Below are 15,686 nucleotides of genomic sequence, written 5' to 3' on the forward strand. Positions count from 1 at the left end.
ATTGTTAATTAATGAATATATCACTAAAATTGCCTAAGATTAATAAGGTTTTTCTAAAGAAATCTGGTTAAAACTGAGAATTATTTCATTGTTTAGTAAAAAAATAGGACAGACCATTCCCATCAGATATCATGTGATATTTTGGCTGGGGTACTTCACTTTTAATGTGATCAGGTGGGGAAGTTATTTTGATGATTATTGGTATTCATTAAAATCCAACTTAGTTGAGTTCCCAATCCATATCATCATAGTTTACAGTAACATTTACTATTTGATCCCCAGATTTATACTTCGAAAAAAATACGGGGTATATATTTTTTCTTTAGCGTTTATGTTAGGCATGGTTTATTTGGTTAGAACCGGGCTTAACTATTTACTGGTGACAAAGGATATCTGGCCTGAAGCCGAAGACCCTGCCAAGTTCATGGAGCTGAACCATATTATAGCTGTAGTTTTAGGCGAATTATACGTCATTGGTTTTGTAACTGCTATTAAAATTGTCATAGACTGGTCTATTGAAAAGCGAAGAAATGAGGATTTGGCTAAACTTCAAATGAGTACCGAACTTAAGTTTTTAAGGACGCAAATTCAACCACATTTCTTTTTTAATACGCTAAATAATTTATATGCTTTAACTTTAAAAAAATCAGATAACGCGCCACGCCTGGTGATCAAGTTATCAGATATGATGCAATATATTCTGTATGATGTAAAGAGTTCCAAAGCCAGTTTGTTACAGGAGATCAATCACATCAATAACTTCATAGATATTGAACGTATCAGGTTTAAAGACCGGGTGGACGTAGAAATGGATATTACAGGCGATATTGAAGATATTGAGATCCCTCCCTTATTATTACTTTCATTTATTGAAAATTGTTTTAAACACGGTACGGTTGAAAATGATGAACTGAAAATTCAAATGAGCTTTAATATTGTAAATGACTATTTAGAGTTTCATTTAAACAATAATTTTAACCCTGAAGCTACTAAACCGGAGACCAGGGGCATTGGCAATCAAAATGCAAAAAGACGATTAAACCTACTGTTTTCTAATAATTATAGTTTAGAGACTAAAGTTGAAGGAGCTATTTATAATTTGTTCTTAAAAATACCTGTGTAATGAAGATTAAGTGCCTTATTATAGATGATGAACCCTTAGCGATTTCAGTGATTGAAGAGCATTTAAAGAATTTTGATCATATTGAAATTGTGGAAACCTTTAACAATCCTTTAAAGGCCTACAGGGTTTTGGAACAGGAAAAGATCGATGTTGTTTTCCTTGACATAAATATGCCGCAAATGACAGGGTTTTCATTTATAGAAAATCTAAGTTATAAGCCTTTAATAGTTATTACAACGGCTTACAGAGAATATGCTGTTAAAAGCTTTGAATTAGACGTTTTAGATTATTTAGTAAAACCAATTCCGTTTAATAGATTCTTAAAAGCTGTGAATAAGATATACCAGCAGGTTTATGTAGCTAATACAACCGCTGATGCCAGTTTACAACAAGAACCGCATATCTTTTTAAAAGTTAATAAGAAGCTTATAAAGGTGAACCTTAATGACATTCTGTATATAGAAAGCCTGAAAGATTATATTAAAGTGATTACCAGTTTGGGTGACTACGTGGTACACAAATCATTGTCGGCCATTACCGAAGAATTGCCACAATCCAACTTTATGCGCATTCACAGATCCTATACCATTTCAATTAATAAGGTCGTGGCCTTAGACGGCAATACGGTAGAAATATCAAACCAAAAAATCCCTATTGGCCGAAATTATTTAAAGCAAACCAAAGAGCGCATTTTTAATATTAATGACGATAAAAACAAATTATAAACCCTTTTAAATTCCATTCATGACCATGACTACTCAAGACGTTCAATCAAAAAATAAGTACTTAGTTCCCATCCTAATTATAGCCGGACTATTCTTCATTTTCGGCTTTGTGACCTGGATCAACGGGGCTTTGATTCCTTATATGAAAACCATCAATGAGTTAACCGATGCCCAGTCTTATCTGGTGGCTTCGGCATCCTATATTTCATTTGTGGTCATGGCACTTCCGGCATCGTACGTTATTGGGAAGGTCGGGTATAGAAAAAGTATGTCTTTAGGTTTGATCATTATGGGATTAGGCGCTTTGGTATTTATTCCGGCGGCCAATGCCAGAACCTATTGGATGTTTCTAACGGGTATTTTTATTCAGGGTGCCGGTATGACGTTGTTGCAAACGGCAGCAAATCCGTATATAACTATTTTAGGGCCAATTGAGAGTGGGGCGAAGCGTATAGCTATTATGGGAATAGCCAATAAGGTAGCAGGCGGATTGGGCTCTATCATTTTTGGAACTATACTGTTAACAGGTATTGATGATGTTAAGGAACAGCTTAAGGTGTTAACGGGGCGGGAAAAAGCAGATCTGCTTGATGCTACCGCCAGTGGCGTTATCATGCCTTATATAGTCATGGCTGTGGTCCTTTTTATACTGGGTCTGTTAATTAGAAAGGCATCATTACCACATGTGGAAGCAGCACCTATTGACGAAGAAGCCTCCGGAAAAACAACCAAAACCAGTATTTTACAATTTCCACATTTATTATTGGGCGTGTTAGCGCTATTTGTGTACGTTGGTGTTGAGGTTATTGCCGGAGATTCCATTATTTCTTACGGTATTTCATTAGGTATTTCAGCTGAGGAAGCTACATTCTTTACATCGTATACGCTTATGGCTATGGTATTTACTTATGCTTTAGGGGTTATTTTAATTCCAAAGTATATCTCTCAGGCCTTTGCATTAAGAGCCAGTGCTGTTTTAGGAATCGTGCTGTCTTTCTGTATCGTGTTCACAAGCGGATTCACTTCAGTACTTTTTGTGGCTGCTTTGGGTATTGCCAATGCTTTGGTGTGGCCCGCTGTATGGCCTCTGGCACTTACAGGATTAGGGAAGTTTACCAAAACAGCTTCAGCCTTATTGATCATGGCCATTTCAGGTGGGGCCATTATTCCACCGCTTTACGGCGCTATTGTAGACCATAGAAAGGAACAACTAATAGCTAATGGCATAGAAGAAGTAACAGCCGTAGCAGAATCGGCATCAAACGGCTATTGGATCTTATTACCGTGTTATGTCATCATTCTTTATTATGCCTTTTGGGGACATAAAATAGGGTTAAATAAAAGCTAAGTTCTGATATTATGAAGAAACGGATAGAGTCTGTAGATATTCTACGAGGTTTTACTATAGTAGCCATGATACTGGTAAATACGCCGGGAACATGGAGCCAGGTATATGCGCCTTTGCTACATGCAGAATGGCATGGTTTAACACCTACAGATCTAATATTTCCTTTCTTTTTGTTCATTGCGGGAATATCTATTTTCTACGCTTACAGGAACAAACCCAAAAGCAGATCAACCTATAAAAAAATAGTAATACGAAGTTTGAAACTTGTAGGTCTGGGACTTTTTTTAAATGCGTTTTTGCCGTATATGCCATTTATTAAAGATCTGGAAACCTTAAGGTTTCTAGGGGTATTACAACGTATTGGCATTGTGTTTTTCATTGCTGCGATAATGTTTCTGAATTGTAATTGGAGGACACTCCTGGGAATAAGCGTTTTTATTTTGGTTGGCTATTGGTTGTTCTTAGGATTTGTACCATTGCCTGACGGGCTATCTCCAACATTTGACAGAGCCCCGAACAACTGGGCCAATTACATCGACCTTAATATTCTTGGAAAACATATGTGGCAACCGGATTATGACCCCGAAGGTATTTTAAGTACGTTGCCTTCTATTGTGTCATGTCTCTTTGGTGTTTTGGTTGGCAGGGTTTTGTCCGGGCTTCATAAGAGCAATATTGGGTTCCTGTTTGCAATTTCGGGAGCATTCCTGTTAACAGGTTATGTTCTTAACATTTGGTTCCCTATTAATAAAGCGATCTGGAGTAGTAGCTTTGTTTTGGTCACCAGTGGCTGGGGCACTTTAATTTTGGCAGTTATCTACTATTTAACAGACGTTAAGAACCTGAAATTTGGTGCTGTTTTCAAATATGTAGGTATGAATGCTATAACCATTTATTTCCTCTCTAGTTTTATTTCGAAATGTTTTTATATGACTAAAGTAGGAGAAAACAGTAATATTCATTCGTATTTATTTAACACCATTTTTGTGCATGATTTTCTATCCGCTAAGATGTCTTCTTTATTATATGGACTGGCAGTAGTACTGTTTTATATGATTCTTGGATACGTTCTTTTCAGAAGAAAGATATTTATAAAAGTATAGTTACTTTTTTATTGCTGAAGACGCTCTTACGATCAATTCTGCATCTAAAATTTGCTTGTTAAGCGATTGGGTAATCACCTCTTTTTTGGCATGCTCTAAAAAGGTAAGTGCGGCGAGTTTTCCAATGTCCGCACTGTGCTGATTTACGCTGGAAATGGTTGGTGTAACCATAGCTGTAAAGGGTTCGTCTCCAAAACCAACCAGGGCCATATCTTGCGGGATGTTTATATTATTTTCGTTCAGAACCTGTAAAGCCCCTAAGGCGGCATAATCACCGGCAACGTAAACGGCATCCGGCCTGTTTTTAAGATCTAATAGTTGTTGCATTTTAACCCTGCCATCTTTGGTGGTCAGGTTGCTTTCAATTAACAGGTCGTCTTCAAGAGGCAGGTGGTGTTTTTTAATAGCATCTATATAACCTCTGATCCGGTTGTTATAAATCCTGGTGTGTTTATAACCACCAATATGGGCGATTCGCTTACACCCCTGATTCACCAGATGCTCAACGATCATATGGCTACTGTCATAGTCGTTAATACCAATATAGTCTACATTTAAATCGTTTTCACCACGATCAAACAGAATAAGGGGAATGCCTTTGGATTTCACTTTTTCGTAATAGTCTAATTCCACCGTCTCATTAGCCATGGAGGCTATAATACCATCTACCTGTGTGAATAAAAGGGTATCAATATTATCACATTCCTTTTTATACGATTCGTTCGATTGCGTAATGATGATATTATATCCTTCTTTATTCAGAACTTCTTCAATATTCTGAATGACGGAAGAAAAGAAATTACTATTGGTCCTGGGAACAATGACACCAACCAAATTACTTTTGCCTTTTCTGAGGGCACTTGCTAAATGGTTTGGTTGATAGTTTAAGTTTTTGGCAACCTGTCTTACCGCCTTTTTGGTTTTTTCACTAATTCGGGAATCATTATGAAGGGCTTTGGATACTGCTGCAGGGGAGATGTTTAACACATTTGCAATATCTTTTATGGTCGCTTTTTTTTTGTTTCCCAATTTTGTTATATATTTGCTTAATCGTTTAAGCAAATATATTGCTTTAATAGAATAAATCAAAACGTCTTAACCTATTTTAAAGAGTTTTGATTTATTTTTTGAATATTGCTTAAACGTTTAAGCAAACTAATTAATATTTAAATAAGAATTTAAAAAAATGGGTAAAGTAGTAACGTTTGGAGAGATCATGTTAAGATTGGCTCCACAAGGATTTTTAAGGTTTTCACAAGCTAACAGCTTTGATGTAATTTATGGTGGAGGTGAATCTAATGTAGCAGTTTCATTAGCAAATTACGGCGTTGATGTAGACTTTGTAACGCGTTTACCAAAGAATGACATTGGTGAATGTGCTATGATGGAAATGCGTAAAAGAGGCGTTGGTGTAGACAAGATTGTTTGGGGTGGAGACCGTTTAGGGATTTACTTTTTAGAAACCGGAGCAGTTTCAAGAGGTAGCAAAGTTGTATATGACAGAGCACATTCCGCCATGTCTGAGATTGAATCAGGAATGATTGATTGGGATGCTGTTTTTGATGGTGTGGAGTGGTTCCACTGGACAGGTATTACACCGGCCATTTCTCAGGGATCTGCAGATGTTTGTTTAGAAGCAGTGAAGGCTGCCAGTGCTAAGGGCATTACTATTTCAACAGACCTGAACTATAGAGCTAAACTTTGGAAATATTGTGATGCGGCTCATAGAGAAGCAATCATGACCGAATTGACTTCTTATTGTGACATTGTTTTAGGTAATGAGGAAGATGCTGAAATGCACTTTGGAATTAAACCGGAAGGCATTAGTGTTCAAACCGAAGGACACAATGTTAAGGCAGAGGCATTCTTGTCTGTTTGTCAGCAAATGATGGAGAAATTTCCAAGAGCTAAAAAGGTAATTACTACTTTAAGAGGATCTATTTCTGCGTCTCATAATACCTGGGCAGGAGTATTATATGATGGAAAAAAACTATTTGAAACACGTCAGTACCAAATTACTGATATTGTTGATAGAGTAGGTGGTGGCGATTCATTTATGGGTGGATTGATCTACGGATTATTAAAGTACCCGGAAGATGATCAAAATGCTTTAGATTTTGCTGTGGCAGCATCTTGCCTGAAACATACCATTAAAGGTGATGCTAACTTAGTAACTGTTTCTGAGGTTGAAAAACTAATGGGTGGGGACGCTTCAGGGCGTGTAGCCAGATAAATAGTGTTTAATTGTTGATCTGTTGAATCGTTTATTCGGTTTAACAGTTCAACAAAAACACGAATCAACGATTAAACATTAAAGAAAATGGCACAATTTACAAGAATTGAAGTTGCTCAGGCAATGAAAGAAACAGGGATGATCCCTTTATTCTTCAATAATGATATAGAATTAAGTAAAAAGGTATTAAAAGCATGTTATGACGGTGGCGCGCGTTTAATGGAGTTCACGGCTCGCGGTGATTTTGCTCACGAAGTTTTTGGTGAATTAACCAAATATGCCGTTGCCGAATTACCGGGTATGATCATGGGCGTTGGCTCTGTTACTGATGCAGGACAAGCGTCTCTGTATATGTCTTTAGGAGCTAACTTTGTGGTAACTCCGGTTTTAAGAGAAGACATTGCCATCGCATGTAACCGTAAAAAAGTACTTTGGTCTCCGGGATGTGGAACACTAACAGAGATAACCAGGGCAGAGGAATTAGGTTGTGAAATAGTAAAACTATTCCCCGGCGATATTTACGGGCCGCAGTTCGTAAAAGGCATTAAAGGGCCGCAACCCTGGACAAGCATTATGCCTACCGGAGGGGTATCTCCAACAGAAGAGAACTTAAAAGGTTGGTTTGATGCCGGTGTTACCTGTGTGGGTATGGGATCAAAATTAATCTCAAAAGATATTATCGCTAATAAAGATTATGCTAAGTTAGAGCAAGATGTAAAAAATGCTTTAGCTATCATTAAATCTGTTAGATAGTTATAATAGGTATTTAAGAATTAAGAGCTGCAATTTATTGTGGCTCTTTTCTTTTTATTCTGAACTTAAATTCGTTAATTCGCAACGCATTAAAAATTAATAAACACAGAAATATGAAAATAGGAAAAATTTTAAGCGTTTTTGCTATAGCTTTAATAGTGGTGTCTTGTAATAAGAACGGTGCTCAATCCAAATCTTTAGAAACTGCTACAGATTCTTTAAGCTATGCCATTGGTATGGATGTAGCCAGAAATGTTGCTTCAAGTTTTGAAGGCGATGAGTTTGATCATGATCTTTTTTACCAGGGGTACATGAGTGTTACTGATTCTACAGATCTTTTAATAGATAAAACACTTGTTCAGGGCATTATCCAAACCTACATGCAGAAAAAGCAACAAGAACAATTTGCAAAACAACAGGAAGAAGCAGCTAAAAAAGCTGAAGAGCAATTTGGAGATTTAAAAGCTGCCGGAGAAAAATTAATGGCGGACAACATTTCTAAGGAAGGCGTACAAACTACAGAAAGCGGTTTGCAGTATATTGTTTTAAAAGACGTTGAAGGTGACAAACCAACAGCTGCCGACAGGGTAAAAGTGCACTACCATGGAACCTTGTTTGACGGTACCATATTTGACAGCTCTGTTGACAGAGGTGAACCTTCTACTTTTGGTGTTGGTCAGGTAATTAAGGGATGGACAGAAGGACTACAGTTAATGTCTGTAGGATCTAAATACAAATTCTATATTCCTCAGGAATTAGCTTATGGTCATCAACAAAGAGGGCAGCACATCAAGCCTTTTACACCATTAGTATTTGAAGTAGAGTTGATTGAAATAGTGAAGTAATAACTACAGGTTATAAATATTCGGAAAGCAGGAAGTTTACTTCCTGCTTTTTTGTTTGTACTATTATAGTGCAATAAAGCGATCAAGGTTGTAACTTTGCACGGTAATTAAAAATCATATATGGCTCATAAAGCAGGTTTTGTAAATATTATTGGTAACCCTAATGTGGGTAAATCCACCTTAATGAATGCGTTTGTAGGTGAAAAACTATCCATAATAACCTCTAAAGCACAAACAACAAGACACCGTATTTTGGGTATTGTAAATGGCGATGATTTTCAGGTGTTGTTCAGCGATACCCCGGGCATCATCAAACCGGCATACGAGTTACAGGCGTCTATGATGGATTTTGTGAAGTCCGCTTTTGAAGATGCTGATATATTGGTTTATATGGTTGAAATAGGAGAACAAGCTTTAAAAGATGACGCTTTTTTCAAAAAGATTACCAATTCAAAAATCCCGGTTTTATTATTATTGAATAAGATTGATACATCAGATCAACAGAAACTGGAAGCACAGGTTCAGCTTTGGGCAGAAAAAGTACCAAATGCCGAAATTTATCCAATTTCGGCCCTGGAAGGGTTTCAGGTAAAAGAAGTATTCAATAGAATAATTGAGTTACTTCCGGAGTCACCGCCTTTTTATCCAAAGGATCAATTAACCGATAAACCGGAACGCTTTTTTATTAACGAAAGTATCAGGGAAAAGATCCTGCTTCATTATAAAAAAGAAATACCCTATGCCGTTGAAGTTGAAACCGAGGCGTTTCATGAAGAAGACAATATTATTAGAATTCGCTCTGTCATTATGGTGGAACGCGAAACCCAAAAAGGCATTATCATCGGTCATAAGGGCAATGCCTTAAAACGTGTTGGCGTTGAGGCCAGAAAGGATTTGGAAAAATTCTTCGGTAAGCAAATTCACTTAGAACTTTACGTAAAAGTGAATAAGAATTGGCGCAGTAATCAAAACCAGTTGAAACGTTTTGGTTACAACAATTAAAAGGTAACCTACACTTTATTTTTAGATAATCATAACTTTACATAACTAAAATACATTTGTACCATCAGAGTTTGTTAAACTTTTGAGTTAGTTAGTTTAGTTATAGAAAGTCTTAAATGAGTCCTTCAATTAAGACTTTTTCTTTTTAGTGAAACTCAATTTTGAGAAGCCTCATAAAACGTGGTCGAAATTGTATGTTGGACTAACCTTGATGTATATCGGGGTCTGCTTCAGTCTCTTTTAGTACCCGATTCATAAAATTATTGAGTTTGTGCATCTCTCCTTTGCTGGAGGCTTTTCCAATACTACCCGCAAAATACAGGGTAAACCAAATAATTACCATCAGGATCATGATACTGACTTGAAGTATAAAATCACTGTCTAATTTCCAGTTGGAATAAGCCCAGATGCCAAAACCAATAAATAAAGTAGCTACTATAAAATGCATAAACATGAACATGGTCCAAACCGTTGGGTTGGGGCCGAATAAGCCATACAGAAGACTTGTTTTTTCATCAATTTCATCAATTTCCAAGTGAAGTTGTGGGGTCCAAAACCGTTGGTCTTTTTTCGGGAATTTTATAAAGACATGATTGTCTAATCGGGTAACAATAAATTCAGATTGCTCCTTTTTAGCATCCTCAAAGGCTTTTAAAACAACTTCATTATTCTCATTAAGTTCTTTTTTAAACCGGGGTCTTAAAACAATGTCGTTAGCTGTTGGCATTTAGTGGGTAGTTTAGGTTTGTTAAAGTACTATTTTTTATTTAAACCCTAATAGTTTCTAAAAAGATGTACTTTTGCAAAATGTTTCAAATTGAAACCGAAATCATTTAACGCATATGAGTAACATAGTAGCTATTGTAGGGAGGCCAAATGTTGGGAAATCAACGTTTTTCAATCGTCTTATTCAAAGACGGGAAGCCATTGTTGATGCTGTTAGCGGCGTTACCAGAGACCGTCATTATGGTAAAAGTGATTGGAACGGAAAGGAGTTTTCTTTAATAGATACCGGAGGGTATGTTGTTGGGAGTGACGATATTTTTGAAGCTGAAATAGACAAACAGGTGGAGCTGGCCATTGATGAAGCTGATGCTATTATCTTTATGGTAGATGTAGAGACCGGTGTCACGGGCATGGATGAAGATGTTGCCAGGTTATTGCGAAAAGTAAACAAGCCGGTGTTCCTGGCAGTCAATAAAGTAGATAATTCCAAAAGGGCCGAAGATGCTGTTGAATTCTACGCTTTAGGGTTAGGCGATTATTATACCATTGCGAGTATTAACGGTAGTGGTACAGGCGAGTTATTAGATGCTTTGGTGGAAGCGTTACCTGATAAAGAAGAGGTTGAAGAAGAAAACTTACCGCGCTTTGCGGTGGTTGGGCGACCTAATGCCGGAAAATCATCGTTTATAAATGCCTTGATTGGCGAAGACAGATATATTGTAACGGATATTGCCGGAACCACCCGTGATGCCATTGATACCAAATACAATCGTTTTGGTTTTGAGTTTAATTTGGTTGATACGGCCGGTATTCGCAGAAAATCCAAAGTAAAGGAAGATTTGGAATTTTATTCGGTTATGCGTAGCGTCAGAGCCATTGAACATGCGGATGTTTGCCTGATTGTTCTTGATGCTACCCGTGGTTTTGACGGTCAGGTGCAAAATATTTTTTGGTTAGCTGAACGTAATAGAAAAGGTATTGTCATTCTTGTCAATAAATGGGATTTGGTGGAGAAAGACCATAAATCTGTGAAGGAATACGAAAAAGCTATACGGAAGCAAATAGAACCTTTTACAGATGTACCTATTATATTTATTTCGGCGTTGACCAAGCAGCGTATTTACAAAGCTATAGAAACTGCTGTTGAGGTTTATAAAAGTCGCTCCAAACGTATTAAAACCAGTGAACTTAATGATGTGCTTTTACCTATAATAGAACATTATCCGCCCCCGGCGTATAAAGGCAAATTCGTAAAAATTAAATACATCATGCAGTTGCCAACACCGCAGCCACAATTCGCGTTCTTCTGTAATTTACCTCAGTATGTAAAAGACCCCTACAAGCGCTTTTTAGAAAATAAACTCCGTGATAACTTTGGGTTTACGGGTGTGCCTGTGAGTGTCTATATGCGTAAGAAATAACATTTCTTTACAATAGTTTATGCTTTCTTTAAGAAAGTTCATACTAAACTAGTTTTATCTTCGCTTTAGGTTTTTTTCTGTTTGTAATAAAATACGGCATAGAATTTGTAGTAAAATACATTGTTTTTTCATGCTGTGATTACTATTAAACACACATTAAAAGCTACATCAATCAATTGAACTAATCATCATCAATCAAAAAATGAAGCAAACCTGTTTGTGTTTGGCATTATTCTTTACACTATGGTCTTTCTCTCAATCCAGGCCGTTTAAAATTTCAGGAAATTTAATTTCTGAAGAAACCAATGAACCTTTAGATGCAGCTACTGTTTATTTGCAACGCGTTAAAGACAGCGCACTCATTTCCTATACTATATCAGATGAAAAAGGAAAGTTTATACTGGAAGACAAAACGTATGATGCTTCTGCCAACCTTTTTATTTCTTATATCGGCTATCAGACCTATTTTAAAAACATAGAATTTGACAAGGAAGCGGTCGATTTAAAAACCATAAAACTTAAACAGGATCTGAATAATTTAGATGAGGTCGTCATTAATGCCGTAGCACCGATAACCATTAAAAAAGACACTATAGAATTTAATGTAAAGTCGTTTAAAACAAAAGTAGGCGCCACTGTTGAAGACGTTTTAAAAAAACTTCCGGGGGTCGAGGTAGACCAGGAAGGAAAGATAACGGTTAATGGTAAGGAGGTAGATAAAATACTGGTTAATGGAAAACCTTTTTTTGGTAACGACCCCACCATTACAACCAGAAATTTAACCAAAGATATTATTGAAAAAATTCAGGTGGTTGATACTAAAACAAAAGCTCAGGCCTTTACCGGTGAACAGAGTGATAGTGAAAATAAGACCATTAATCTTACTATAAATAAAGAAAATAATAAAGGAGTTTTTGGTAGAGTATCCGGTGGCTTAGGAACCGATGAGCGCTATGAATATGCAGGGATGTTTAACAGGTTTGATAACGATCAAAGACTTAGTGTGTTAGCCGGCGGGAATAACGTGAACTCCCCCGGGTTTAGTTTTGGAGAAATTGAAAAGATGTTTGGTGGTGCCAGGTCCGTTAGATTTAATGGCAACGGCTCTTTTGAAGTTAATGGGCGTTCCTTTGGAGGCGGCCAGGGTATTACGGAATCCAGAAATGCAGGGGTGAATTATGCCGATGATTTTGGTGAGAAACTGGAGCTAAGCTCCGATTATTTTTATTCAGGAAGTACCTCTGAAAATGAAACCAGAACCCAACGGGAGAATATTTTACCGGATTCCAGGTATTTCACAAATTCAAATTCAAATAACGTCACAGACACAGATAATCATAGTTTTAACATGGGGTTTGATATAGAAATAGATTCAACCTTATATATCAACATAGATCCGTCATTCAGGTATTCAAGTACACAATCTGTTAACTCAAATAATCAGGAGTCTTTTAACGAATCAAATGAATTAATAAATGAATCGAGCTCTGCATCGGTCGTGGACAATGCCTCTAAAAACTTTAACAATAGGTTGTCGCTTACCAAGAAATATGGGGCTAACGGGGGCTTTATCAGATTTCATTTGAGCCATAGGATTAATGAACGGGAGAGCGAAGACTTTTTTAATTCGGAAATTAATATTTATGGTGACAACCCAAGTGATCTTATAAGAGACCAGTTCACAGATGGTGAAAACAAAACCAATAATGTAAGCTCAAACATTTATTACAGAATACCCCTTATTTCGAATGAATTTTTCTTAAATCTAAAATACAACTACTCAAATAATAAAGAGGAAAACAGACGCAGCACTTATGAAAAAGATGCGTCTACCAATGAATACGATTTGTTTAATACGGATTTGAGTACGGATTTTGAATATGTAAACGAACAAAGCATACCGGGAATTGGTCTTAGTTACCGAAAGAAGGACTGGAACGCCCGGGTAGAAGGCAGTTATGTGTTTAGAACATTGGAAAACGCTGATGTACTCAGGCCTCAATTTAATCTTAAAAGGCGATTTGAAGCCTTAGAATTAAGTTCCAGGCTTTGGTACAGGCTTAGTAAAACGGCTTCCATGTCTTTAAGTTATAACCTGGATAATACGCCCCCGTCCATAGCTCAGATCCAACCCTTCAAAGATGTTACAGATCCCTTGAATACGCGGGTTGGAAATCCGGATATTAAGCCAACAAACAGGCATCGCTTCTTTTTGTGGTTTCATAAATTTGACTTTCAAAAGAAAGTCGGTTTTAACGGTTCTTTTAGCGGGAATGTTATTCAGGATGAAATTGTTTCCAAAACAACTATTGATGAAAATTTTGTTAGGGAAACAACGTATGCCAACGTTAACGGAAATAAGAATTTCAGAGGGTGGTTAGGTTTTAATAAGGCGGTTAAAATAGATACTTTAAAAACCATTAAGTTTAATATGGGAGGGTCAGGGAACTATAATAAAAGAGTGAATTTTAATAATGATGTAAAATATGCCAGTAAGGTTAGTACCGTTTCTCCGTTTGTTGAAGTGTCCCTGGATTGGAAGGATGTAATGGAGTTTAGTACAAGATACCAATTGAATTTTACAAAAAACACCTATGACCTGGAGTCTTTTGATAACAGGGATTTTACATTTCACTCCCTGCACTTCAATACTGCTACGTTTTTACCTAAACATTTGGAATGGCGAAATAATGTGCAGTATAATTACAATCCTAATATTGCCGAAGGGTTTCAAAGAGGTGCCTGGTTTTGGAATGCCACACTGTCGTATTCTTTTATGAAAGAGAAAGCTATTTTGTCATTAAAGGCTTATGATCTACTGAACCAGAATACCAATGCAAGACGTACTGCCAATCAGAACTTTATACAGGATTCACAGAGTACCGTGCTGCAACAGTATTTTATGTTAGGTTTTAGCTGGAAGTTTAATAGCCTTGGAAAAAAAGGGGAGATTAGAAACCGCAATTTCCGTTGGAGGCATTGATAGAGGCAACCTAAAACCTATTTAGTTATAGGGAAAATAGTTCGGTCTTTAATTAACATAGTATTTATATTTATTTCCAGTCTTTAATAATGGAATCAAGGACTTTGTCTATACCCTGATAATATAGTCCGTTTTTAAATTCAGGTACAATAATGTTATCAATGATCCCCTTGCAATAATCATCAGTTAAAATTTTCTCTGTGCCATACCCGGTTGCAATACTTATCTGTCTATCATATTTTGAAACGAGAATCAAAAGACCATTGTCTTTTTCTTTTTTGCCAACACCAAATTGGTTAGCAACTTTTGTTGCATATTGAAGCGCTGTAAAGTTTTTTGGTAATGAATCTAAAGTGTAAATACATATTTCATTTGTAGATGTGGCTTCGTAATCAATTATTTTGTTAGTTAAACTCAAAACTTCCTCTTTAGAAAATAATAAAGCATTATCCTGAACAACTTTTTGATTGAATTCTAATGTGTTTTGCGAATTAGTTTTGCAAGAATATATCAGGGTAAATAGTGAAATAAAAAGTAAAAACTTCTTCATAATAAATTTTAGGTGTAAATATAATTTACCAACCACCACTGGCACCACCGCCACCAAAACTACCGCCACCGAAGCCGCCACCAAAACCACCCCCTGACGACCAGCCACCACCGGAGCTGCCTCCGCTGGATCCCCAACGACTACCAGATGAACGCCCCATATTACTTAGAATAATGGCGTCCAAAATATCTATACCGCCGGATCTTCCACCTCTGCCACCTTTTCCGCCACCGCGTCTACCTTTTGAAATGGAAATAAGTATGACAAAAAAGATCAGGATAAAGATTAAAAAGAAACCGACAGGAAAATCGTTATTAGATTTTCTTGTGCCTTTATACTCGCCAGTTAAAACTTCAAAAATAGCATCGGTCCCTCGGTTTAATCCGCCATAATAGTTGTTTTGTTTAAAGAATGGAATGATATCACGCTCTATGATCCGTTTCGACATGGCATCGGTTAACAGATGTTCCACACCATAACCGGTATTGATGGCAATCCTTCTGTCGTCTTTAGCCAATAGAATTAAAATACCATTGTCTTCTTTTTCTTGACCAATACCCCAGGCTTCTCCCCACTGTGCGCCTAAATATTTTATTTCCTCTCCTTCAGTTGAACTTATGATGGCAACAACAATTTGCGTGGAAGTCGTATCGGAATATTTTCTAAGTTTAATGGCTAAATTCGTTGAATCTCTTTTGGATAGAAGTTTAGGCTTAGTATAGTCGTAAACAAAAGTCTGTTTGCTGTCTGAAGGTTTTTCCGGAATTTCAAACTGGGCAACCGAAATATTAAAAGAAAAAAGCGTAAAGCAAAGTATTGAAGTAAAAGAAATAATTTTCATTTTGGAATACTGTTTACTGAATACTGATAACTG

14 protein-coding genes are annotated in these 15,686 nt (G+C 36.8%); 10 read left to right on the forward strand and 4 right to left on the reverse strand.

Annotated features, from left to right (window positions below; translation table 11 throughout):
* Nucleotides 1-88: 88 nt before the first annotated feature.
* The 4 genes from Q0983_RS04340 to Q0983_RS04355 are packed head-to-tail and all read left to right on the forward strand — an operon-like array spanning nucleotide 89 to nucleotide 4,299.
* Nucleotides 89-1,123 carry a histidine kinase gene (locus Q0983_RS04340; protein ID WP_299549308.1) on the forward strand — a complete coding sequence of 345 codons (1,035 nt, stop codon included), beginning with the start codon at nucleotides 89-91 and terminating at the stop codon, nucleotides 1,121-1,123.
* On the forward strand, nucleotides 1,123-1,848 hold the full coding sequence (locus Q0983_RS04345; protein ID WP_299549311.1) for a LytTR family DNA-binding domain-containing protein: 726 nt from the start codon (nucleotides 1,123-1,125) through the stop codon (nucleotides 1,846-1,848). Before Q0983_RS04340 ends, Q0983_RS04345 begins: the two co-directional genes overlap by 1 nt.
* 19 nt (nucleotides 1,849-1,867) lie before the next feature.
* The gene (locus Q0983_RS04350; RefSeq protein WP_299549315.1) at nucleotides 1,868-3,196 is read left to right on the forward strand and encodes a sugar MFS transporter; all 1,329 of its coding nucleotides are present in this window, start codon (nucleotides 1,868-1,870) and stop codon (nucleotides 3,194-3,196) included.
* Nucleotides 3,197-3,207: 11 nt separating this feature from the next.
* Nucleotides 3,208-4,299 (forward strand): heparan-alpha-glucosaminide N-acetyltransferase domain-containing protein, encoded by a 1,092-nt coding sequence (locus Q0983_RS04355; RefSeq protein ID WP_299549318.1) that lies wholly within the window; start codon nucleotides 3,208-3,210, stop codon nucleotides 4,297-4,299.
* Here the strand turns inward: Q0983_RS04355 and Q0983_RS04360 are convergent, their stop codons facing one another.
* On the reverse strand, nucleotides 4,300-5,328 hold the full coding sequence (locus Q0983_RS04360; protein WP_299549321.1) for a LacI family DNA-binding transcriptional regulator: 1,029 nt from the start codon (nucleotides 5,326-5,328) through the stop codon (nucleotides 4,300-4,302). It lies immediately after the preceding gene.
* A 157-nt stretch (nucleotides 5,329-5,485) separates the two neighbouring features.
* Here Q0983_RS04360 and Q0983_RS04365 point away from each other — a divergent pair, with 157 nt between their 5' ends.
* From Q0983_RS04365 to era, 4 genes are all read left to right on the forward strand, one after another.
* On the forward strand, nucleotides 5,486-6,532 hold the full coding sequence (locus tag Q0983_RS04365) for a sugar kinase (RefSeq protein ID WP_299549324.1): 1,047 nt from the start codon (nucleotides 5,486-5,488) through the stop codon (nucleotides 6,530-6,532).
* Nucleotides 6,533-6,619: 87 nt separating this feature from the next.
* Nucleotides 6,620-7,285, forward strand: a complete 666-nt coding sequence (locus tag Q0983_RS04370; RefSeq protein ID WP_299549327.1) for a bifunctional 4-hydroxy-2-oxoglutarate aldolase/2-dehydro-3-deoxy-phosphogluconate aldolase — start codon at nucleotides 6,620-6,622, stop codon at nucleotides 7,283-7,285.
* A gap of 113 nt (nucleotides 7,286-7,398) precedes the next feature.
* On the forward strand, nucleotides 7,399-8,130 hold the full coding sequence (locus Q0983_RS04375; protein ID WP_299549330.1) for an FKBP-type peptidyl-prolyl cis-trans isomerase: 732 nt from the start codon (nucleotides 7,399-7,401) through the stop codon (nucleotides 8,128-8,130).
* A gap of 120 nt (nucleotides 8,131-8,250) precedes the next feature.
* The gene (gene era / locus Q0983_RS04380) at nucleotides 8,251-9,132 is read left to right on the forward strand and encodes a GTPase Era (RefSeq protein ID WP_299549333.1); all 882 of its coding nucleotides are present in this window, start codon (nucleotides 8,251-8,253) and stop codon (nucleotides 9,130-9,132) included.
* A 202-nt stretch (nucleotides 9,133-9,334) separates the two neighbouring features.
* Here the strand turns inward: era and Q0983_RS04385 are convergent, their stop codons facing one another.
* The gene (locus tag Q0983_RS04385) at nucleotides 9,335-9,859 is read right to left on the reverse strand and encodes a GTP-binding protein (RefSeq protein WP_299549336.1); all 525 of its coding nucleotides are present in this window, start codon (nucleotides 9,857-9,859) and stop codon (nucleotides 9,335-9,337) included.
* A gap of 115 nt (nucleotides 9,860-9,974) precedes the next feature.
* Between Q0983_RS04385 and der the strand changes: the two genes are divergently transcribed.
* Nucleotides 9,975-11,279 (forward strand): ribosome biogenesis GTPase Der, encoded by a 1,305-nt coding sequence (der, locus tag Q0983_RS04390; RefSeq protein WP_299549339.1) that lies wholly within the window; start codon nucleotides 9,975-9,977, stop codon nucleotides 11,277-11,279.
* A gap of 202 nt (nucleotides 11,280-11,481) precedes the next feature.
* Nucleotides 11,482-14,262 carry an outer membrane beta-barrel protein gene (locus Q0983_RS04395; protein ID WP_299549342.1) on the forward strand — a complete coding sequence of 927 codons (2,781 nt, stop codon included), beginning with the start codon at nucleotides 11,482-11,484 and terminating at the stop codon, nucleotides 14,260-14,262.
* 70 nt (nucleotides 14,263-14,332) lie between these two features.
* On the opposite strand, the gene Q0983_RS04400 is transcribed toward Q0983_RS04395, so the two are convergent.
* On the reverse strand, nucleotides 14,333-14,812 hold the full coding sequence (locus tag Q0983_RS04400; RefSeq protein WP_299549345.1) for a YgcG family protein: 480 nt from the start codon (nucleotides 14,810-14,812) through the stop codon (nucleotides 14,333-14,335).
* A 25-nt stretch (nucleotides 14,813-14,837) separates the two neighbouring features.
* Complete coding sequence (locus Q0983_RS04405; RefSeq protein ID WP_299549348.1) at nucleotides 14,838-15,653, reverse strand: TPM domain-containing protein; 816 nt, start codon at nucleotides 15,651-15,653, stop codon at nucleotides 14,838-14,840.
* Nucleotides 15,654-15,686: the final 33 nt, after the last annotated feature.

This window comes from Seonamhaeicola sp. (assembly GCF_028281565.1).
Classification (GTDB): domain Bacteria; phylum Bacteroidota; class Bacteroidia; order Flavobacteriales; family Flavobacteriaceae; genus Seonamhaeicola.